Annotated in this window: 19 protein-coding genes and 1 pseudogene; 10 read left to right on the forward strand and 10 right to left on the reverse strand. The window is 61.2% G+C overall.

Annotated elements, in window-relative coordinates; translation table 11 throughout:
- The first annotated feature begins 194 nt into the window (after positions 1–194).
- Complete coding sequence (locus C482_RS07420; protein ID WP_049896555.1) at positions 195–839, forward strand: hypothetical protein; 645 nt, start codon at positions 195–197, stop codon at positions 837–839.
- 354 nt (positions 840–1193) lie between these two features.
- On the opposite strand, the gene C482_RS07430 is transcribed toward C482_RS07420, so the two are convergent.
- The gene (locus C482_RS07430) at positions 1194–2594 is read right to left on the reverse strand and encodes an FAD-binding oxidoreductase (RefSeq protein ID WP_006166913.1); all 1401 of its coding nucleotides are present in this window, start codon (positions 2592–2594) and stop codon (positions 1194–1196) included.
- Between the two features lie 199 nt (positions 2595–2793).
- On the opposite strand from C482_RS07430, the gene C482_RS07435 reads away from it, so the two are divergent.
- The 3 genes from C482_RS07435 to C482_RS07445 all read left to right on the forward strand — a co-directional run bounded on the left by C482_RS07435 (position 2794) and on the right by C482_RS07445 (position 5100).
- Positions 2794–3801, forward strand: a complete 1008-nt coding sequence (locus C482_RS07435; RefSeq protein WP_049896566.1) for a TIGR04024 family LLM class F420-dependent oxidoreductase — start codon at positions 2794–2796, stop codon at positions 3799–3801.
- Positions 3802–3905: 104 nt separating this feature from the next.
- The gene (locus tag C482_RS07440; RefSeq protein WP_006166915.1) at positions 3906–4328 is read left to right on the forward strand and encodes a nucleoside 2-deoxyribosyltransferase; all 423 of its coding nucleotides are present in this window, start codon (positions 3906–3908) and stop codon (positions 4326–4328) included.
- 55 nt (positions 4329–4383) lie between these two features.
- Positions 4384–5100 (forward strand): helix-turn-helix domain-containing protein, encoded by a 717-nt coding sequence (locus C482_RS07445; RefSeq protein WP_006166916.1) that lies wholly within the window; start codon positions 4384–4386, stop codon positions 5098–5100.
- A gap of 57 nt (positions 5101–5157) precedes the next feature.
- Here C482_RS07445 and C482_RS07450 read toward each other — a convergent pair whose 3' ends face one another.
- Positions 5158–5907 carry a CPBP family intramembrane glutamic endopeptidase gene (locus C482_RS07450; RefSeq protein WP_241431898.1) on the reverse strand — a complete coding sequence of 250 codons (750 nt, stop codon included), beginning with the start codon at positions 5905–5907 and terminating at the stop codon, positions 5158–5160.
- A gap of 105 nt (positions 5908–6012) precedes the next feature.
- On the reverse strand, positions 6013–7134 hold the full coding sequence (locus tag C482_RS07455; protein ID WP_006166918.1) for a pyridoxal phosphate-dependent aminotransferase: 1122 nt from the start codon (positions 7132–7134) through the stop codon (positions 6013–6015).
- 273 nt (positions 7135–7407) lie between these two features.
- Here C482_RS07455 and C482_RS07460 point away from each other — a divergent pair, with 273 nt between their 5' ends.
- Positions 7408–8109, forward strand: coding sequence for a DUF6517 family protein (locus tag C482_RS07460; protein ID WP_193787743.1), 702 nt, complete (start codon positions 7408–7410; stop codon positions 8107–8109).
- 90 nt (positions 8110–8199) lie between these two features.
- Here the strand turns inward: C482_RS07460 and C482_RS07465 are convergent, their stop codons facing one another.
- On the reverse strand, positions 8200–8430 hold the full coding sequence (locus tag C482_RS07465; RefSeq protein ID WP_006166920.1) for a YgaP family membrane protein: 231 nt from the start codon (positions 8428–8430) through the stop codon (positions 8200–8202).
- Positions 8431–8704: 274 nt separating this feature from the next.
- Here C482_RS07465 and C482_RS07470 point away from each other — a divergent pair.
- A pseudogene (locus C482_RS07470) lies at positions 8705–9755 on the forward strand (NAD(P)-dependent alcohol dehydrogenase).
- 42 nt (positions 9756–9797) lie between these two features.
- Here C482_RS07470 and C482_RS07475 read toward each other — a convergent pair.
- Both C482_RS07475 and C482_RS07480 read right to left on the reverse strand, forming a co-directional pair.
- Complete coding sequence (locus tag C482_RS07475; protein ID WP_006166922.1) at positions 9798–10670, reverse strand: 2-oxoacid:ferredoxin oxidoreductase subunit beta; 873 nt, start codon at positions 10668–10670, stop codon at positions 9798–9800.
- On the reverse strand, positions 10667–12421 hold the full coding sequence (locus C482_RS07480) for a 2-oxoacid:acceptor oxidoreductase subunit alpha (RefSeq protein ID WP_006166923.1): 1755 nt from the start codon (positions 12419–12421) through the stop codon (positions 10667–10669). The genes C482_RS07475 and C482_RS07480 overlap by 4 nt, the downstream gene beginning before the upstream one ends.
- A 153-nt stretch (positions 12422–12574) precedes the next feature.
- On the opposite strand from C482_RS07480, the gene C482_RS07485 reads away from it, so the two are divergent.
- Positions 12575–13219, forward strand: coding sequence for a ferredoxin--NADP reductase (locus tag C482_RS07485; RefSeq protein ID WP_006166924.1), 645 nt, complete (start codon positions 12575–12577; stop codon positions 13217–13219).
- A gap of 17 nt (positions 13220–13236) precedes the next feature.
- Here the strand turns inward: C482_RS07485 and C482_RS07490 are convergent, their stop codons facing one another.
- Together C482_RS07490 and C482_RS07495 are read right to left on the reverse strand one after the other, a co-directional pair.
- Positions 13237–13656: an FmdB family zinc ribbon protein gene (locus tag C482_RS07490; RefSeq protein ID WP_006166925.1), complete on the reverse strand. Its 420-nt coding sequence runs from the start codon at positions 13654–13656 to the stop codon at positions 13237–13239.
- A 115-nt stretch (positions 13657–13771) separates the two neighbouring features.
- Complete coding sequence (locus tag C482_RS07495) at positions 13772–15676, reverse strand: PGF-CTERM sorting domain-containing protein (RefSeq protein WP_241431899.1); 1905 nt, start codon at positions 15674–15676, stop codon at positions 13772–13774.
- A gap of 276 nt (positions 15677–15952) precedes the next feature.
- On the opposite strand from C482_RS07495, the gene C482_RS07500 reads away from it, so the two are divergent.
- Entirely contained in the window at positions 15953–16147 is a 195-nt protein-coding gene (locus tag C482_RS07500; RefSeq protein WP_004214151.1) for a cold-shock protein, read from the forward strand.
- 143 nt (positions 16148–16290) lie between these two features.
- Here the strand turns inward: C482_RS07500 and mce are convergent, their stop codons facing one another.
- Both mce and C482_RS07510 read right to left on the reverse strand, forming a co-directional pair.
- Entirely contained in the window at positions 16291–16674 is a 384-nt protein-coding gene (mce, locus tag C482_RS07505; protein ID WP_006166927.1) for a methylmalonyl-CoA epimerase, read from the reverse strand.
- Between the two features lie 93 nt (positions 16675–16767).
- Positions 16768–17607: an aldo/keto reductase gene (locus tag C482_RS07510; RefSeq protein ID WP_006166928.1), complete on the reverse strand. Its 840-nt coding sequence runs from the start codon at positions 17605–17607 to the stop codon at positions 16768–16770.
- Positions 17608–17836: 229 nt separating this feature from the next.
- Here C482_RS07510 and C482_RS07515 point away from each other — a divergent pair, with 229 nt between their 5' ends.
- Both C482_RS07515 and C482_RS07520 read left to right on the forward strand, forming a co-directional pair.
- Positions 17837–18817 (forward strand): ABC transporter substrate-binding protein, encoded by a 981-nt coding sequence (locus C482_RS07515; RefSeq protein ID WP_049896557.1) that lies wholly within the window; start codon positions 17837–17839, stop codon positions 18815–18817.
- Positions 18818–18820: 3 nt separating this feature from the next.
- On the forward strand, positions 18821–21199 hold the full coding sequence (locus C482_RS07520; protein WP_006166930.1) for a methyl-accepting chemotaxis protein: 2379 nt from the start codon (positions 18821–18823) through the stop codon (positions 21197–21199).
- Positions 21200–21449 lie beyond the last annotated feature (250 nt).

The raw sequence follows: 21449 nt of genomic DNA on the forward strand, positions 1-21449 counted from the left end.
GAAGCTACGTCTTGCAGGGTTGCGCTTGTGTTGGACACACTTCGCGCACCCTGCTGCTTCGTACGTGACGCTTTCTATGACACACTCATTTAGAGAAATCTATGGTAGGGGGGTGCGCGATGAACGATGAACTGACATCAGTCGACGGCGTGTCACGGAGAACAGTCTTAAAAACGGGGGCGGCTGGTACAGGTGTGGTCGCGCTGAGTGGAGCTGCAACCGCCGACGACCACGGGACTGCAACCGATACGCGAAAAGAGGAAAACGAAGTGTCCGAAGAGATCATTACTCAGACCGCCGATGTCTTGGGCCAGGATCCAGATCGTGAGGTCGTGGCTGAAGACGGCGCAGCGCTTTACCGCACGGATGACGCGCTCGTGACCGAACTTACCATGCCGACCCCAGTGCCCGGTGAGTACACGTACGCAAGCGAGCCCCCGGAACGGGAAGGTGAGTGGTGGACCGACGAACCCGGAGAGCTTGAGGCCTTCACGCTATGGGTGCTCACGTTCAACGAACCCGAAGAGTGTGAAGGGGGTGTGGGCGAATGCGGCGGCGATGACCTGGGTGAGCCCGCTGGCGGCGGCGGGTTCGGCGTTGACGGCGCTATTCCGACCGGCGACCAACTCACCATGAACGGGGTCGTCACAACCGAAACCGAGGTGTTCGAGAACGGTGACCCGATCGGTGTATCCCTCGAGCGGCCCCTTGAAGCGGAGGTACACGTGGCGGTGGCACCCCACGGCGCGTTCGACCCCAACATGATGCCCGAGATTCTGGAGACACCAGTGAGCCCGCCAGACGTCTGGTGGACCGCGTTCTTCGATCCCCCAGCCTAACTGGTCGTTTCTTTCTCGGTTCAGATGAGGTGCTGTAACGAGCTTCCGGAACAACCGTCTATTTGGGATACAGTTGCGACGGAATTGGTGTGCGCAGTCCGTCTCAGACGATTCGTCATCTGGTAATTAGTGAAAATTTCGACGGCTTCACCCTCGGGGACAAGTAATTCAAGAGAGCTTTCTCTGTAGAACGTTGAGTCAGTGCCGACCGAGGCACTGTCTCGATTCAAGAGGTCACCATCCGTTCGGTACTCGATGGTCAGTTCGTCCTCGCTGGTGTCGACACCGGAAACGAGTGACACGCCGATTGAACGACTATCGTGCGATCAAATGTACAGTGTCTTTCAGTGGCTACTACTCCCTGCCATCCGCCGGGAAAATCTTCCCCGGGTTCAGCGTCCCCGTCGGATCAAGTGCGCGCTTGACTCGACCCATTGCGTCTACCGCACCGGCCCCGTGCTCGGGCACAAGATATGCCTGCTTGCCCTGACCGATACCGTGCTCGCCGGTCGCCGTGCCGCCCATGTCCAGCGCGAGTTCCACGAGTTCCCGATAGGCCTGCTCACCGCGCTCGACGAACTCGGGGTCCTCGGGGTCGACGAGGACCGTATAGTGGAGATTCCCATCACCTGCGTGGCCGAAGCACGGAATCAGGAGGTCGGTCTCGCCCGCGATTCGCTTGGCCTCACGGACGATTTCGGGATAGGAACTGATCGGCACCGTCACGTCACCTGGATGGATCGGCGTCAGTTCCGGATCGTAATTCGCCTCCGCGTAGGCCAGTTCCCGGCGTACCTCCCAGAGTTCCGCCATCTCCGCGTCGTCTGAACTCAGCTCGAACTGCACCACGTCGTGGTCCTCGAAGATCATTTGACAGAGACCGATCTCCTCCTCGATGCCGTGATTCGCGTGGAATTCTAGAAAGACCATCGGTGCGTCGGGTAACTCCGAGCCGAGGTACTCGTTTGCCATGTGGGCGCTCAACTCGTCGACGAGTTCGATCCGCGCCACGTCGACGTCCGTCCGAATCGCGTCGAAGATGGCCTCGGCCGCATCGTCGAGTGTCTCGAAGATCGCTCGCCCGCCGCGAATCTGCTGTGGCCGGCCGGCCAACTCGAGTGTCGCCTCGGTGATGACGGCGAGGGTACCCTCGCTGCCGACGAGCAGGTCGGTGAGGTTGTAACCGCTCGAGGTCTTGCTCGCCCGCGAGCCGGTCCGGATCACGGTGCCGTCGGCGAGGACGGCCTCGAGTGCGAGCACCCAGTCGGCCACCTCACCGTACTTGACGGTCTGCATGCCGCTCGCGTCGGTCGCGATCATACCGCCGATTGTCGAGATGTCACCCGAGGAGGGCAGCGGCGGAAACCAGAGGCCGTCACCCGCGACGTACTCGTCGACGTCGTCACCGATGATTCCCGGCCCAACATCGATCTGGAAGTCATCCGGTCGGTAGTCAACTACATCGTCCATTCGCGTCAGATCAAGGCTGATACCGCCCTCGGCTGGCACGGCGTTGCCCTCGAGTCCCGTCCCCGCCGCGTATGGTGTGACGGGGACGCCGTGTTCGGTGGCCGACTCGAGTACGGTGGCCACATCCTCGGTCTCCTCTGCCCAGACGACCGCGTCCGGGACCACGCCCTCGCCGGTCTGCTGTGCACCCCAGTCGGCCGCGTGGGCCTCCCGTCGGCCCGTCGCGAACGAAACCTGGTCGTCGTCCAGTGGGAGGTCCGCGAGAAACGAGCACTCGTGTGTCATACGCTCGCATTAGCGACAATCCGTATCAACGTTTCTCCGCGCGGTGGCGCTCACGGAGGGCTGCGACGACCCTGTCGGGAACGCTGAATTTTATGCCAGTCGGTCACGCGGTAGGTGGTGATGGGACGACTTGTGTCACACGAACCGACTGACGCGACCGACGAGGACGGAGGAAAGCACCGTGACCGAGAGTGAGACCATGAACGCCGAACTCGACCTCCTGATCGGGCTCAATGACTATGAGCGTCCGCAGGACGTGGCCGACCGCGCCGCCCAGGCTGAAGAACTCGGCTTTGACCGGATCACGACGGGCGAGACGACGGGCTGGAACATTGTGCCGCCGCTGACACTCGCAGCGGACCGGACAGACGACCTCGGTCTTTCGAACGACGTGGTCTCGCCGTACGGGCGTTCGCCCGCGATTCTCGCCCAGACGGCGCTCACGCTGCACGATGTCTCCGACGGGCGCTTCCGCCTCGGGATCGGCTCGAGCTCGCCCGCAATCACCGAGCGCTGGCATGGGGCCGAGTTTGACCGCCCGCTACGTCGCACCCGCGAGACTATCGAGATCATTCGCACCGTCTTCGAGACCGGCTCGCCCGCCTACGAGGGGGATATCTTCGACATTCCCGGACTCGATTACGAGCGCGCCGTCCCCGACACGCCACCGGCGATCGACGTCGCTACCCTCGGCCCGAAGGCAACCGAGATGGCCGGCCGCTTTGGCGACGGTTGGGCACCACAGCTGTTCACCGCGGACGGCCTGCGTGACCGTCTCGAGGACCTAGAGCGCGGCGCGGAACTCGCGGATAAGAGCCTCGACGATCTGCGTGTTGCACCGATCGTCCGCGGGGTCGCATCCGAGGATCGCGAGCGAGCACGCGAACTCGCCCGCAGCACAACGGCGTTCATGCTCGGGGCCTACGGCCCCTACTACGGCGATTCCGTTGCAGAACAGGGCTACGAGGATGTCGTAAGCGAGATCCGAGCCGCCTGGGAAGACCGTGACACGGACGCGATGGCGGCAGCACTCCCAGAGGACGTGCTCGACGACCTCGCGCCGGCCGGCACCCCCGCGGAGGTCCGCGAGTGGGTCGAAACGTACGCCGACATCGACGGCGTCGACGCGGTCCGCGTCGGCTTCGCCAGGGGCGTTTCCGAGGAGGACAAGGTGACGACGATGGAGGCCGTCACTGGCGCACTGTAGTTGCAGTTGTTACTATAGGGCGACGACTTCCGGGCTCGCCAGTCGCGGCGACGGCCCAACCCCAACCCGAACGTTGATTGCCCACTGGTCGGAACCACGCCGCCATGGACATCTACTTCGCCGGCTCCATCCGCGGCGGCCGCGACGACGCCGCCCTCTATCGTGAGCTCATCGCACTGCTGGAGTCCCACGGCACCGTCCTCACCGAACACGTCGGGACCGATGGCATCGAAGCGAACGAAGCTGCTGCGAACCTCACCGACACCGACATTTACGAACAGGACCTGGCATGGCTGCGCCAGACCGATGTCGTGGTCGCCGAAGTCACCACTCCCAGTCTCGGCGTCGGCTACGAACTCGGTCGCGCCGTGGCCTTCGAGAAACCGGTCTGTTGTCTCTACCGCCCGGACTCGCCTCACGAGCTCTCGGCCATGATCCGGGGCAACGACAGCGTCCGGGTACTCGAGTACGACTCGCCCGAGACGGTTCGCCCGGAACTCGAGGCGTTTCTGGAGCGCCAGGGCTGACATCGGACAGGAGTGACCCGGAGTTTTATTCGGCACGCACGCGCAATCAGAGGAGATGCGATTCGTCGAGGTGACCGTCGAGGGAGACGACTGGGGCGAGGAGAGTGCTGTTGAAGGCGACAACGAAAGCGAAGCCAGTGACGACGAAACGACTCCCACAGACGCCCGCTCGTTTGACGCGCGGATCGCCGGCGAAGACGCCATTGTCCGCGAGGAACTGCTCAACTGGCGAATGAGCTGGAACGACGTGCTCAACCAGCTCCTGTTCGTCGTCGGCGACCGGACTGTGTACGAGGCGGCACTCGAGTCGGCCCCGGAAATTGTTGGCTACGAACTCAAACCGGTCGACGACGAGCGGTTCTACGCGTACGTCCAGGAGGAGTCGCCCGACGCCGAGCAGTCGTGGTGGGCCGCCTTCTTCGGCCACGACTTCATCCACGTGCCGCCGGTCGTCGTCGAGGACGGCGTCGTCCGGCTGACGCTGCTCGGCGAGTTCGAGGTGCTGCGCGAGGTCGTCGACGATCTCTCAGCGACAGTGAGCGTCGAAATCGAGGAGATCGGAGACTACCACGGCCATGGACCACGGGTCACGGACCAACTGACCGCCAGACAGCACCGGGCGCTCCGCCAGGCCGTCGACTGTGGCTACTACGAGATTCCGCGCGAGGGGAGTCTCGCCGATATCGCGGCGGCACTCGACTGTACTGAGAGCACGGCCTCGGATCTGCTTCGGCGGGCGGAACGAGCGGTGATGCGGTCGGTGCTGTCGTAGCTCCGGCAAGCGGCCGATAGCAGGGAGACAACAGACGAGACGCCATCAGCAGCCCCATCAGACCGCGAGCACGGAAATCAGGATGTAGGCGTACAGGTTATTGAGCAGGTGCAACAGCCACGCCCCCGCGAGGTTGTCGAACCGGAAGCGGAGAATCGTCGGGAAGATCGCCCAGCCCGCGATGGCGAAGACGCCCGCGATGCCCAGTGCAAACACGTGATAGCCCGCGAAGAGAGCGACCGACACTGCCCCAGCGAGCACGACGGAGCGGCGGGACTCGAGTACCGCGCCGACGAGCGCGCCCCGAAAGAGCAGTTCTTCAGCCAGCGGTGCGACGAGAAGGGCACCGAGGACGACACCCAGCGCGGTCGTGGGATCGGTCAGATCGTACGCGTAGAAGGCGGGGAGATCGAAGCCAAGCAGTGCCGCGACCTGCTCGCCTGCGAGAAAGCCACCGATGCCGAGCGGAAGGAAGGCAAGCGTCCAGCCGAGTTCGGTCCGACTGGGTCGCGAGAGCGGGAACGCCGCCCGCCGTTCGGCCTCGTCGAACCGCCACCAGCAAAGGCCCACTCCCGCAAGCAAGCCAATCGCACTCGCACCGTAGATCAGACCCGGGGCCGGTTCGGCGGCCGGCCCACCTGACACACCCAGCGCAAGCGCGGTCGCGATCAGCATCGACGTGCACACGACGACGAGTGCGCTCGCACCGAGAACGAGCCACAGTCGCTCGTCGAGCCCCGCCGTCGGCACGCGGACGGCCCATTTGGATTCTGCACTACTCGAGTGGCTGCCAGTATCGGTCGCCATCAGTAGCACGTACGGGCCAGCCGTCGATGGCCGTTCGTACTGCACAGTTGGATTGCTTATATACTCTCGAAAAGTGGACCGAACCGAACGCCAGCCAGCGTGTCGCTACTGAACCGCGGTCGTCGCGTCGTCCATGATCTCGAGTGCGTCCTTCAGGTCCTCCATGTTGGTTGCATAGGAGAGACGGGCGTACCCCGCGCCGTTCGCGCCGAAGGCGTCGCCGGGGACGATGACGACGCCGCGCTCGAGCACTTCCTCACACCAGCCCTCGGGAACCTTCGGCATGGCGTAGAACGCACCCGACGGCGTCGAGACCTCGAGACCGGCGTCCACGAGGCCGTCGACGACGACGTCACGGCGTTCCTCGAACGCGGCGACCATCTCATCCACTGGGTCCTGCGGCCCTGTCAGCGCCGCCTCAGCGGCGAACTGCGCCGGAGCGGAGGCACAGGCCTGGGCGTACTGGTGGACTCGAACCATGCGCTCGATCCGGTCACCGGACCCGACGAGCCAGCCGAGTCGCCAGCCAGTCATCGAGTACGTCTTCGAGCAGGCGCTGACGACGATCACGTTGTCCGTCTCGGCGAACTGCAGCGGCGAGTGGTGCTCGCCCTCGAAGACGATGTGTTCGTAGACCTCATCGGAAATACAGAGCACGTCGTGTTCGTCGGCGATCCGCGCGAACTCGCGCATGTCGGCTTCGCTCTGGACGGCTCCCGTTGGGTTCGACGGGCTGTTGACGATGAACGCCGCTGTCTCGTCGGTGATGGCCTCCTCGACGGCCGCCGGATCGAGGGTGAGATCCTCGCGCAGCGAGAGTGGTTTCGGCGTGCCGCCGGCGAACCGCGTCAGCGCGTCGTAGGAGACGAAGCCGGGATCGGGGAAGATAACCTCCTGGCCTGGGTCGACGTGGGCCTCGAGTGCGAGGTGGAGCGCCTCGCTGCCGCCCGAGGTCGCTATGGTATGCTCAGGGTTGACCTCGATCCCATAGTCACGGTCGTACTTCACCGCGATGGCTTCCCGAAGCTGATGGATGCCCTTGTTCGACGTGTAGGCGTCCACCTGCCCGGATTCAATGGCCTCGATCGCCGCCCGGCGGGCGTGGCCCGGCGTCGGGAAGTCCGGCTGGCCGATGCCGAGGTTGATCGCGTCCTCGCCCGCGGCCTCGAACACTTCGCGGATGCCACTTATTGACACGTCCTCGACCCGGGTTGCAAACTCGGTCATACCTACATGGGTGCGGGCAATCCCGATAACTCTTGATGTGTCTCTCACTCACACACGATGGCCGTCTTCCGACCAGAGCCAGCACCGGCTTCCACCAGACATTCTACTTAACTATTCGAAATACGGACTGAACGGTGAGTCAGGCCCGTAGACCGGACCACAACGATTATGGTGTTGGTTTCGAACACTGTGATGATGGCTGATTCGTCACCGAATCGTGACAGTCACACCTCCAGTGAGGACGTGGTTCGCGATTCTACGCGCGCTCATGACATGACAGCGACGTCAGTACGAACGGAATCGTCAACAAGTACCACCTCACGGCGTTCGCTACTCGCCGCCGGTGCCACCGCCTCGCTTGCACTGACCGCCGGCTGTCTCGACTTCGCGCTCGGCAACGGCCCACTCGAGTTCAGCGCCGACAGAGTCGCCCCGCACGACGACGCGCTCAAGCAGACCGGCTACGCCGAGGAGTCCGTCGAGGAGCAGTCACTCGAGGAGTCCGTCGATGTCGGCGCGGGTATCGAGCGCGAGATCAAGGCTGGCTTCTGGCAGTCGACGTACGTGAAAGACGTCGAACTCGCTCCGATCGGCACTGAGGAAGCCGCGCTGTTTACGGCGCTCTCGATGCCGGCGGTCGAAATTCTCGGTCGGTCGTTCAACCCGCTTGAGGATCTGGGCAACAACGAACTGGTCGAGCGCCTGCTCGAGGAGGTCGACAGCGAGGCGGGCCAGATCGAGGATATCGAGCACACGGAGTCGTTCGGCCTGAACATTCTCGGCGACGGCCACGACGTGGACACGTTCGTTGGCCAGTCGACGTTCGACGGCGAAGAAATCGATATCGAACTGACGCTGACCTCGCTCGTCCACGAGGACGACCTGCTCGTCTTACTCGGAACGCACCCCGAAATGCTGGCCGAGGAATCCGCGAATATCGAGGAGCTACTCGAGTCGGTCGAACATCCGGTCTGAGTTGTTCGCGTTATCGCTGTCTGTAGCAGAGTGCGGAATACAGTTCGCGATAGATCAACTATCGATAGGAAAGGCGATCAAAGCGGTAGCTTACTCCCTCTCCTCCACTTGCTCAGAGGTATCCATCCCAACCATCTCGTTGATAGGACACTTTCGTGTCGTTCCTGTCACGAGGAGGATGATTCCAAGGACGAGTGCCACAGCGCCGGTAACGGCACCAACAGCCCAGAATCCACCGAGAGCGGCTATGCCAGCGATAGCTAGAATAACACCGATGATAAGCCGTCCTTGACGATCGATACCGCCGACGTTCTTTTCCATGATTCTGTCACCCTATGTCATTCATTTGCACGCCATTGCTGTTAATTATGGGGGCGAAATCGTAGGTTACTCTTCACAACTGCTGTGTTCACCCGCTAGATGTTGTACGCTATTTTATTCATCTACTACGTGCAGGGTTTTACACGGTATACCATACGCTCTCGACAGTATGGCACCAACAGCAAGCACGAGAGTCATGGCCAGATGAGGCGAATTACAGAGTTTCCTGTGAAAGTGTGATCATGTTATTCGCCGTGCTCAGTGGTGCATGTCAATGAAAGCGTTCGTAATGGACGGGATCGGAGAAACTGGGCTAACCGAAAAAGATCGTCCCGAGTACGGGCCCAGTGACGCGATCCTCAACCCACGAAGGGCCTCATCTGTACGTCAGACTGCCACACGGTCCACGGTGCGATCGGGGATCGAGAAAATCTCACCCTTGGGCACGAAGTCGTCGGCGTCGTTGATACGGTCGGCGAAGCAGTCACTGATTTTGAGCCGGGAGACCGCGTGGCTGTCGGTGCGATTACACCGGATTGGAGTTCCGAAGCGGCACAAGACGGCCACCCCTCCCAATCGAAAAGCGCGTTGGGCGGGTGGCAGTTTGCAAATGTAAAGGACGGGACGTTCGCGGAGTACGTCCACGTGACCGACGCCGATGGAAACCTTGCACACATCCCTGGTGCGGTGAGCGCTCACGAGGCGTTGTACACAACGGATATGATGTCTACTGGATTTGCAGCGGCGGAAAACGCAGCCATTCCAATCGGTGGGACAGTCGCGGTATTCGCGCAGGGGCCGGTTGGGTTGATGGCAACGAAAGGGGCGTCACTACAGGGAGCAGGAACGATTATCGCCGTCGAGACCGTTCCAAAACGACAAGAACTCGCTCGAGAGTACGGTGCCGACCACGTCGTTGATTTCGGAGACACAGATGCGGTAGAAGAGAGCATGGAGCTAACTGATGGTGTGGGCGTCGATGCCGCTATTGAAGCACTTGGCAGCGACCAAACGTTACAGGATGCGATCAAAGTGGTAAAACCAGGTGGAACTGTCTCTAACGTCGGCTACCATGGTGACGGTGAGTATCGGCATATTCCACGTGAAGAGTGGGGAGTTGGGATGGCCGAAATCGATATCGTGACCGATCTTTGCCCGGGAGGGCGATTGCGTATCAAGCGGCTCCTGCGGCTCCTGGCAAACGACCGCGTTGATCCAACGAAAATGACGACACACGAGTTCGAGTTCGACGAGATCGAAGAGGCGTTTCAACTGATGGACGAAAAAAGGACGCTATAATCAAACCGTTAATCCACTTCGAATAACCGCTGACCGCCGGGGCGAATGGCGGATGACCGCAGTCGCCGTTAGTAGAACTCGCGGACGAGATCCATCGCGTCCTCGGGAGCGCCGTCCGGAATCTCGGACATGTTCTCGGTGACGCCGTGCTGCTCGTGGTACGGCACCGAGTTTTCGTTCTGGTACATGACGCCCTGGTACTCCTTGTCGCCGTCGAGGATGACCTCCTTGGCGTCCTCGTAGTCGTGGCGGTCGTGGTCTTCGTCTTCCTGCAGGTCGACCAGCGAGTCGCGGAAGTAGTCGTAGGTGTCGACGTCGTTGAACGTGACACACGGGCTGAAGACGTTGACGAAGCCGAACCCGTCGTGCTCGATGGCCTCCTGGATGATCTCCTGGTGGCGCAGCGCGTCCGAGGCAAACGACTGCGCGATGAAGGTCGCACCCGAGGCGAGTGCGAGCGCGAGCGGATTGACCGGCGGCTGCTGTGGCCCCTCTGGTGTCGTCGAGGTCTCGAAGTCAGAGCGCGAGGTCGGGGAGGCCTGGCCTTTCGTCAGGCCGTAGATGCGGTTGTCCATGACGACGTAGGACATGTCGACGTTCCGGCGAACGGCGTGGACGAAGTGACCGGCACCGATCGAGTAGCCGTCACCGTCACCGCCGGCGGCCATCACTTCGATGTCCGGGCGCGCCATCTTGACACCGGTCGCGACCGGCAGTGCGCGGCCGTGGACCCCGTGCAGCGCGTAGCTGTGCATGTAGGTCCCGATCTTGCCGGAACAGCCGATCCCGGCGACCACGAACGTGTTGTCGGGGTCGTTGCCGGTCTCGGCGAGGGCTTTCATCATGCCGTTCATCGTCCCGAAGTCACCGCATCCGGGACACCAGGTTGGCTGCTTGTCGGACTTGAAGTCAGTGAATCGAACGTCGGATTGGGAGCTCATTGTGCTGGTACCTCCTGGGAGAGTTTTTCGGTGATTTCCTCGGCGAGTTCGTCCGCCTTGAAGCGAACGCCCGTGTACTTGTTGATACGCTTGACGCGTTCGAGCACGTCGTGTTCGATCACGTCGGCGAACTGTCCGGTGGCATTACACTCGACGACGATCGTCTCCTCGGCGGCAGCGATCTCGTCACTCAGGTCGGGCCGCGGGAAGATGTACGGCACCGAGATGACGCGCACGTCAACACCGTCGTCCTCGAGATAGTCGAGTGCTTCGACGAGTGCACCTTCGTTCGAGCCCCACGAGATGACGAGGTTGTCGGCGTCTTCGTTGCCGAATTCGCGGTAGTCCCACTCTTCCTGTTCTTTTGCGGTCTCGACCTTGCGGTTTCGCTTGTCGACTTGCTGGACGCGGACGTCCTGCTCTTCGGTTCGGCGACCGAGTTCGTTGTGCTCGAGTCCGGTCGACATGTGTGCACCGTCGGCCATGCCGGGGATCGCACGGGGGCTGACACCGTCCTCGGTGTTTGCGTGGGCGCGGAAACGGCCCTGCGAGTCGAGCCACTCCTCGACCTCGTCTTCGTCAACGAGTTTGCCACGGTCGATCTCGACGTCGTCCATGTCGAACGCGTCTGGCTCAAAGGTCTGCTCGGTGACCGACATCGCGAGGTCGGAGACCAGGAAGACCGGCGTCTGGTACTTCTCGGCCAGGTTGAACGCCTCGATCGTCTTCCAGAAACACTCGTCGATCGACGTCGGGGTGACGACGAAGCGCGGAATCTCGCCGTGGCCACCGTACAGGGCCATGTTGAGGTCGCCCTGTTCTTGTTTGGTCGGCATCCCGGTCGAGGGACCGGAGCGCTGGACGTCGGTGATGACGAGCGGCGTCTCGCTCGTCGCAACCAGGCCGAACGTCTCGGTCATCAGGTCGATCCCAGCACCGGAGGTTGCCGTCATCGCCCGCGCACCAGCGCGTGCCCCACCAAGTGCCATGTTGATCGCCGAGAGTTCGTCCTCGGCTTGCACGACGTGACCGCCGTACTCCTCGATACGTCCCGTCAGGTACTCCATAATAGACGTTGCGGGCGTGATCGGATAGCCAGCGTAGAATCGGCAGCCAGCAGCGATCGCCCCCATCCCGATCGCCTCGTTGCCGTTGAGCAGGACGTAGTCGTTGTCTGTCGTTTCGAGATTATAGTCGAGATCGAGATCGTAGTTCTCCTGGACGTACTCCTGACCCAGGCGGGCGGCTTCCTTGTTGTTCTCGACGATCTTCGAGCCTTTCCCACCGAAGCGCTTCTCGAGTGCTTCGTCCAGGTACTCGACGTCGAAGCCGGTGATCGCACACGCAGCACCGAGTGCGACGATGTTGCGCATGATTGCGCCACCGGCGTCCTCGGCGAGCGATTTTAGGGGGACGTCGACGGCGGACATCTCCTCGGGAATATCGGCTTCCCAGGAGCGCTCGCCGTCGTAGATGATTGCACTCCCCTCGTGGAGTTCGTCGAGATTCTCGTCGATGGTACGCTGGGTGAGCGCGACGAGAATGTCGAGGCGGTCGACGACGCTCTGGATGTTGTCGACCGACGTGCGAATCTTGTAGGCTGTGTAGCCGCCGCGGATTCGCGACGCGAAGTCTTTCGACGTGAATACGTGCCGTCCGGCTCGGGATAACGCCTGGGCGAAGATCTTCCCAGTGGAGTCGATGCCATCGCCAGCCTCGCCTCCGACCGCCCAGTTGAGGTCCTCAGCCATGTTAAGGCGAACCTTGCTGCCAGCCAATAAAAAGGCTTCTGAAAGCACAATCCGGCCGTTCGAGAGCCCACAAGATTTGTACGTTTGGTCGGTGTTTGGGGAGTGGAGAGTTGGAACGGAACGCCTTTTCGACCGCCGGCCGAACGTCCCGGTATGGAAGGGACGCCAGTCACTGTTGAATCGGTACGTGAGGTCGGGCCAGACACCGTTGCACTCGAGCTCGAAACACCAGCGGAATTCGACGCACTCCCCGGCCAGTTCGTACTCGTCCGCGCCGAACCCGACGGCGTCGACGAGGAACTCGCCCGCCACTACACGCTGTCATCGCCGTCAGTCGGCGACACCTTCGAGATCACCGTCGGCATCGATCCCGACGGCGACCTCTCGCCGTGGCTCGCTGACCTCGACTCCGGCACAACCATCCACATTGATGGGCCGTTCGGCAACATCACCTACGAGGGCGACCAAAACGTCGTCGCCATCGCTGGCGGACCAGGCGTCGGCCCCGCTATTTCGATCGCCGAAGCCGCTCACGCGGCCGGCCAGAACGCCGTCGTCATCTATCAGGACGACGCGCCCGCCCACCGCGAGCGACTGGATGTACTCGAGGACGACGGCGCGCCAGTCACGATCGTCGAGGACGATGCGGACGATGAGTTGGTGGCCGCAATCGAAGGGCATCTGGACGAGGGACAGGTCTATGCCTTCGGCTTCGCGGAGTTCGTTACGCTGGTATCGGAGACGATCGAAGAGGCGGGCGGCGATTCGGACGAGGCGCTGATCGAGAACTTCGGATAAGCGGTCTAAATCGGAACCTACTGTTGCGCTCCGTCGTCGGTCTGTTCTGCCTCCTCGGATTCAGCCTCAGTAATCAGTGCTGCCGGATCGTCGGACTCCTCGAGTGCTGTGTCCGCTGGGTTTGAGTCAGAGTTGGAGTCGGACGCGGGCTCGAGGTCGGAGTCTCCCTCAGAGTCAGAGTCAGAGTCAGAGTCGGGATCAGGGTCGAGTTCGGCTTCGGACTCTGATTCGGTTTCAGACGCACTGTCCTCCTCAGACGCTGCAACGTCCTTTCGCACCGCGAGCTGGTCGCTTCCACACGCGGGACACGTCTTCTGTGCCTGGTGGAATCGTTCGCCACAGTCGCGACACAGATACGGCGCTGTGTCGTCTCGTGCGGTTTCAGCCTCCTGTTTGAATTCTTCGACCTTCTCCCCGAGACGCTCGAACAGGCTCATACGCCATCTACTCGAACGATTCTGATAAGCATTTGTTACAGTTGCGAGCAACTTGGATACCAACTCACCGCCGCGTCGCTCACAGCCAGCAAAAAACGCGAAAATTGAGGGGCCGTTAGTTGTGCCAGCGTGCCAGTCCAAGCGCCGACAGCATCGCGACCAGCGCGGCGACTGCGCCGAAGCCTGGCAGACCGTCGTCATCAGATTCCGTCTCGGATTCCGTCGCGTCGGTTCCGAGGAACTCGGTCACCTGGCCCATGTCGAGTCGTGGGTGCTCTTCGTCCCACTCACCGGGCATGTGGACGGTCGTCGCGTCGTCGACGATCGCGTGCTCGCGCACGTCATCTTCACTTGCATCGGCGTCGACCATTCCGGTCGCGTGGACGTACGCCGCTTCGTCGTCGGTGTCGGCGTACACGTGTGCGACGGTGAGGCCGTGGTACGCATCGGAGAGGTGTGATTCGAACGCGCTGAGGTCGTCGAACGTCGCACCGGCTTCCATCGTAACCGTGCCGTCGTCCATGTCAAGGTCGAACTTCGCGAGTTCGAGTTCCGCCTCTTCGAACGCCGTTGCGAGTGCGACTGCCTCGTCATCCATCATCGGATCGTTCTGGAAGTCCTGTACCATCGCGCTGATCGCAGTCTCGAGGAAGTCTTCCTGCGTGACCTCGAGTGCCATCTCGACGCTGATTTCGTCGTCGTCGGTCGTTGCTGTCGCGTCGATGACGAACTCAGGCGAGTCAATATCGCGCTCTGCGAGTTCATCCGTGTACGCATCCCAGTTTTCCGTATCAGAGGCGTACTCGAAGGCGAGCGTTGCCTCGTTCGCGCCAGATGCCTCGTATCGGAGATCCCAGGTCGAAGTCTGCGTGAGGTCAGCTTCGATCTGTGCCTCGTACATGTCTGCGTAGTCGTCGAACTCGTCACCGAACTCCTCGTCCATCTCGTCGACAGCATCAACGAGATCGAGGACCGCCATTGCGGTCGTTTCAAAGTTACTGAACGCGATATTCCACTCCGCATCGACCGTGTTCTCGCCGACGACGTAGGAGAACTCGAACGCGTCGAGTTCGGCGGCGAGGATGTCAGCCGCGACCTCCTCGGCGTCGGACTGGCTGATATCGAGTTCGGGATCGTTCGTGAGCTCGTCCGCGATCAGCTGCTCGAGGCCGTCTTTGACGTTCTCGAGTTCGATCGTGTACTCGACGTCGATGTAGCCGCCGCCGGCCGTGTCGGCCTCGAACTCGTGGTCGTGGATGGTGACCGTCGCGTCGCCGCCGAGTTCCTGCGCGATGACGCCGTACTCGGCTTCGAGCGCTGCCTTTGCGTCGGCCTCAGTTTCCCACTGATCGACCTCGAACGGCTCGAGGGTGTCCTGCTGACTGACGTCGACTGTGTAGCTGCCGTCAGTCTCAGTGATCGTCAGATCGAGACCGGTCTCGGGTCCCTCGTCGGGCATGATGTGCGAGACGCTGAGGTCACCTTCCATGGCGAACTTGTCTGCACTCGAGACCATCTCACCGGAGGAGGTTGCCGACTGGACGAAGTCCGCTTCGGGGAACTCCTGCGTGTCGAGAATGAGTTCGAGGTCCGCATCGAATTCGCTCGTCTCCTGGCTCTGCTCGCCGTCGACGTTCATCGAGAAGTCCGTGATCGCGTCTGGACGGTCGGCGACGAACGAACCATCGGACTCGATCCCGTCCTCTCCAAGAGCGAACGAGAACGCCGCGTCGATGTCTTCTTCGATGTCGTCGGAGATGAGGGCGTAAACGACTGATTCGCTCGCGTCGAGACCGAACTCGGCGCTCCCGTCAAAATCGTCGTCACCGTCGTCCTCGTAGAGGAGAACGGCGTCACCGTCATCAGTGACGAACACTTCGTCCGCCGGGTCTGCCTGGTCAATACCCGTCTCAGATCCGGCAACAGCCGTGCCAGCAATACCTGAGGTGATCAATACCACTGCCATCACAAGTGCCGCGAACCGTTGGAGGGACAGTCCGCGTGGAGGTTTCCTTCCCATCGTTCATGTATATTGAAATCTCCGCCATATGTAGGTTTCGAGAATGTAGCCGATCGTTAAATGGTGCCGCCGACCTGTCGTTCGATACCACTTCCCAATCTCAATTTACAGGTGCGAGTCGGACTCGAGTGCCCACTGATCCAAAAGAGTGGGTTTTCCAGGCCGCTAAGCCCGATATACTGGCGACTTCGGATTTGTCGGCGCACACAGCCAGGTGTGTTCGCTCGCCTGCCTTACGGAACGCTTATCTGTGTGACGCGCATCTCTTGAAAAGCAATGGCGAAAGGAACTGTCGATTTCTTTAACGACACAGGCGGCTACGGATTCATCGAAACTGAGGATGCGGACGACGACGTGTTCTTCCACATGGAAGACGTTGGCGGCCCGGACCTCGAAGAGGGACAGGAGCTCGAGTTTGACATCGAGCAGGCCGACAAGGGCCCACGAGCAACCAACGTCACCCGGCTGTAATACGGCTGACTGCGGCGTATTTCGACTTTTTCGGGCACTACCCACCGAGTGACGACGTTCTGCTGTGGTGGTTCCTGCGGGAGGAGCTACTGGAGTGACAGCACCCCACAGCCACATGCTGACAGCGAGACAGCCAGACTGCGTTAGTGCTCGACGAGCTCCAGCAAAATCCCGCCCGTATCCGACGGATGCAGGAACGCCACCGTATGCCCCCACGCACCCGGCCGCGGCTCTTCGTCGATCAGGCGCACGTCATGTTCGCGGGCCGTCTCGAGTGCCCCCTCGATATCGTCGGTCCGGAGTGCGAGGTGGTGGATACCCGGCCCGTTTCGTTCGAGATACTGAGCGATAGTGCCGTCCTCGAACGGTTCGAGGAGTTCGAAGTAGCCGTTGCCACAGTCGAGGAAGATGATTCGCATGCCGTCGAACTCCTCCTCATGGACGTTCTGGATGCCGAAGAGGTCGGTGTAGAGTTCGGCGAGTTCGCGCGCGTTCTCGGTTGCGATGCCGGCGTGTTCGAAGTGCATACGCGGAGTCGTCGGCCGGCAACGGCAAATAGCGATGGGATTGTGCGAGACGCTCGCCGTGGCGTGTCGCTCGCGCTCGCCGCAACCGACAACTCAGCGAAGTCCGAGCACCGCCGCCAACTGCGTCCAGACACCGTCGCCAACGTCGGTCACCGTCTCCATGTCGTCGTCCGAGAGCTCGAAGTCGAAAATAGCCGCGTTGGCTGCGATGTGCTTGCGACTCGCCGACTTCGGAATCGCCGCGACGGTCGGCTGCTGGACCAGCCATCGCAAGGCGACCTGCGTGGCTGACTTGCCGTAGGGTTCGCCAACCGCCGCGAGCCGGTCGTCACCCGGCACTGCGCCCTCCGCGAGCGGGCTATACGCAGTCAAACAGATGTCGTGGTCGACGCAGTACTCCAGCAACTCGTCCTGGTGATGATACGGGTGGTATTTCACCTGATTCGTCACGATCGGGGTTTCGGAATGCTCGCGGGCGGACTCGAGTTGCCCCACCGAAAAGTTGCTGACGCCGATGTGGTCGACGACGCCCTCATCCTGTAGCTCGTTCATCGCACCAAGCGTTGCTGACAGCGGTGCCTCGTCGCTTGGTGCGTGAAGCAGGAGCAGATCGACGGCGTTGAGGCCAAGCCGGTCGAGACTCGCTCGGGTCGTCTCGTGAACGGCCGCGGACGCGGCGTTGTTGGGGTGGACCTTGGTGACGACAAAGATGTCGTCGCGATCGACGGGACTCTCTGCAATCGCAGCGCCGACGGCCGCCTCGTTGTCGTACAGCTGTGCGGTGTCGACGTGGCGGTAGCCGGACTCGAGTGCGGTTTTGACGGCGCGCTTGCAATCGTCGCCGGTTATTCGAGCTGTGCCAAAGCCGAGTTTCGGGATTTCGGCGGTTCCGGACGAGACGGTCGCCGTCGACTCATCTGGACCCAGTACCATGCCGGATGAATCGTTTTCCGTCGGCTTGAACTCACGGGTGATCGTCAGCTTGGGCTTGTGTCCCCGCGAACGAGAACGGTCGCCCGCCCAAGGGTGTCTGTATATTTTTGCTGTCACTAACGCCAACCCATGCTAATGAAAGACACATAAGTCACCATTCACGGCGTCTTATCGGCCGTTATTGGCCACTATTGATTTACGTGGCCTTTGCAAAATTATGGTCAGAGGCATGACTAGATCTGAAAGTGATGGATTTTCGCGCCGATCGCTACTCTCGACGGCGGGAGCAGTCACCGGCGCGGGGTTGCTGGCGGGATGCTCCTCGGTCGAGAATCCGGGCGCAGACGGGGACGATTCGCTCGAGATCGTCGTCGGGTCAAAGAACTTCACCGAATCGATTATTTTGAGCTACATGGCGTACGAGGTGCTCGACGCGAACACTGACGCCAGCGTGGTCGACGAGACGAACTACGGAAACAACGCGGAAACATGGGGGGCGTTCGAGAACAGCACCATCGACCTATACTGGGATTACACCGGGACGCTGTGGCTCACGAACCCGCCACAAAACGACGAGCCGGTTATCGGTCAGGAAGAGCAGTACGAAGCCGTTAAAGAGGAGGCTGAGGCCGAACACGACCTCGAAGTACTCGATATGGCTCCGTTCGAAAACACCTGGGCAATCGTCGCTGATCAGGAGACGATTGATGAGACCGACATCGAAACTCTCAGCGATCTCGCGGCGTACGTCAACGATGGCAACTACGACCTGTCGGTTGCTGTGGAAGACGACTTCTACGAGCGAAACGACGGCTGGCCCGGGTTGACCGAACATTACGGCTTCGACGACGAGGCACTTGCGGAGTGGGAGGCAGCAGACGGCGTCGTCGTCGTCAATGTCGGTCTGACCTATGACGAAGTCGAACTCGGAACCGCCGATCTCGGTATCGCTTACAGCACGAACGCGCAACTCGCTACGTACAATCTCGAACTGCTCGAGGATGACGAATATTTCTGGCCTGCATATAACCCAATTCCGGTGATTGCTGCGGATAAGAGCACGCCAGACATCCGTGACGAACTGAACCGAATTGGCCCTGCAATCGGCGGCCCGGGGACGATGCAGGAACTGAACGCACGGGTTGATGTCGACGGCGAAGATCCACAGGACGTCGCGAACTCGTTTCTTAGCGATCAGGGGTTGATCTGAGCTATGGGCGACGAGAACAACACCGACGAGGGTGAGAACGGTTTCGAGGGCGTCGTCGATCGTATTCGATCGTCGTACCTTGCAAAGTTCACACTCGCACTGTTGGTGATCATCGTTATCATCAGTATCGCGGGCGTCTACGTCTACGGTGACGCGGCAAACACGCTCGACAGCGACGTTAAGGAGGGGATGACTGTTGAGGTGGAAGCCGATGCCGCACAGTTGGGCGAATGGATCGAGAGTAACGAGTTGCCGACGCGGCTGATCTCGGACCATCCCTCGTTCGCCGAGGACGCAGACACTGTCCAGGAGTATCTTGTTGGAGAACAAGAATCGCATCTTCCCGACCGTGTCGAGACGGTCCGTCTCGTCAACACCATCGACGAGGTCACCGTCGCAAGCACCGACGACTCGCAGGTCGGCGAGAGCGTCAGCGACGAGCCGTGGATCACACAGACGGCGTTTAGCGGCTACGACGATGTCGTTACTTCGGAGCCGTACACCGACGATCAAGGGTCGACCGTCATCACGTTCATGAGCCCCGTCCCGCAGGAGCCGGGTTGGGTCCTCGTGATGACCGTCGACGCATCGGCGGTCGACGAAAACTTCGATAGTTCGATCGAGGGGACGTTTACCGAGGTCATTCGAGCAACCGGCGGATCAACGCAAGTCCTCTTCTCGAATTACGCCGATGCCGGCACCAGCGACAGCGAGCTCGGTTCGTACGTCCCCAACGCGACCCAGCGGGATGTCCCCGAACTGAGAGACGGCCTCGACGGAAACAGCGACTTCCTCGAGAAGCCGACGAAACAGTCCGAACTCGAGGACGAACACGTCGTCGCGTACGCTCCCGTCGAGGGAACCGACTGGGTCGTCATCACGCACGCACCGAGCGAGAACGCCTACCAGTTGAGCAGCGACATCCAGCGTGGGATCCTGCTGTTCATCGGTCTCGCACTGGTCGGGGTCGTCTTCGTCGGCGGGACTATCGGCAGGAACACGGCAAAATCGATCACCACACTTTCGGAGCAAGCCGAACGGATCAGAGCCGGCAAGTACGATGTCGTCCTCGAGTCCGACCGACAGGATGAACTCGGAACGCTCTACCACTCGATCGACGACATGCGAACGTCGATGGTCGATCGGATCGAGGAGTCCGAAGCGGCCCGAAAGCGTGCCGAGCGCAAGACCGAAGAGGCCGAGCGAGCGAAAGAGACCGCAGAAGAGGCACAGACGGAGGCCGAAGCGGCTCGTCAATCGGCCGAGGAACTCCTCGAACACCTCCAGACGAAAGCGAATGCGTACCGTGATGCAATGGAGGCGGCCACGGACGGTGATCTGACCAGACGGGTCGATCCCGACAGCCAGAACGAGGCGATGGAAGAGATCGGCACCGCATACAACGAGATGATCGCCGAAATCGATCGCATGATCGACGAGGTGAGCGAATTTGCCGAGGCCGTCGCCACTGAGAGCCAGGACGTGACGTCCGAAAGCCAGGAAGTCCGTGAAGCGAGCGAGCGCGTCGCCGAGTCGGTTCAGGAAATTTCCACGGGCGCGTCCCAGCAACACGACGCACTGCAAACCGCCGCTAACGAACTAAGTGACCTGTCGGCAACGACCGAGGAAATCGCTGCCTCTTCCGCCGAGGTCGCTGATCTCGGAAAGCAGACGTCTGACGCGGCTGAATCCGGTCAAGAAGCTTCCTCGAAGGCAGCCTCTGCGATGGATGAAATCGACGAGAGCTCCGAACTGGCAGTCTCCGAGATCCGCGACCTGGAGACCGAGGTTGCCCACATTGACGAACTGATCAGCCAGATATCGACTATTGCGGACGACACGAGCCTCCTCGCGGTCAATGCGAACGTCCAGGCCGCACGCGCCGAAGGGAGTAGCAACGCCGGTCGCGGCTTCAGCGTCGTCGCTCAGGAAGTCAAAGAGCTATCGGGTGACGCAAAAGAGGCTGCCGACGAGATCGAGCAACGACTCGAGCGGATCCGGGCCCAGACCGAGACATCGGTCGACACCGTCGAGATGACGAGCGATCGGATCGACGACGCGATCGATCAGGTCGACGCCGCAGTCGAGGAACTCGATCGGATCACGCAGTACGCCGACGAGACGAACGTCGGAATTCAAGAAATCTCCAACGCTACCGACGATCAGGCCGCCTCACTCGAGGAAGTCTCCTCGATGGTCGATGAGACTGCGACCATTAGCGAGGAAACGACGGCCGAGGCGGAAAACGTCGCGGCCGCTGCCGAGGAACAGACGAGTTCGATGGCGAACGTGTCCGAACGGACCAGTGAACTCGCCGAGCAGGCGTCCGAACTCTCGGAGCAGTTCGATAGCTTCGAGACGACCGGATCCGACGGGGATTGAGACGGTTGCTGTAACGATTTACCGGCGCAATCGCCGGACGGCCGCGGTTGTGTCGGCAACGACTACAGTCGTCCGTTCGCGTGAACCGCCTCGGGTCAAGTGGTTCGAGACGCGGAGCGTCTCGTCATCACGGAAGACAAAGTCTTCCATACGACCCCGAGGCACTCGACCTGCTCCGCCTGTAGACGATTCGCGATGAGTCTCCGCTCACCGCTGTTCGATGGGCGACTGTCGACAGTGCTGTGGAAAC

This window comes from Natrialba chahannaoensis JCM 10990 (assembly GCF_000337135.1).
GTDB lineage: Archaea > Halobacteriota > Halobacteria > Halobacteriales > Natrialbaceae > Natrialba > Natrialba chahannaoensis.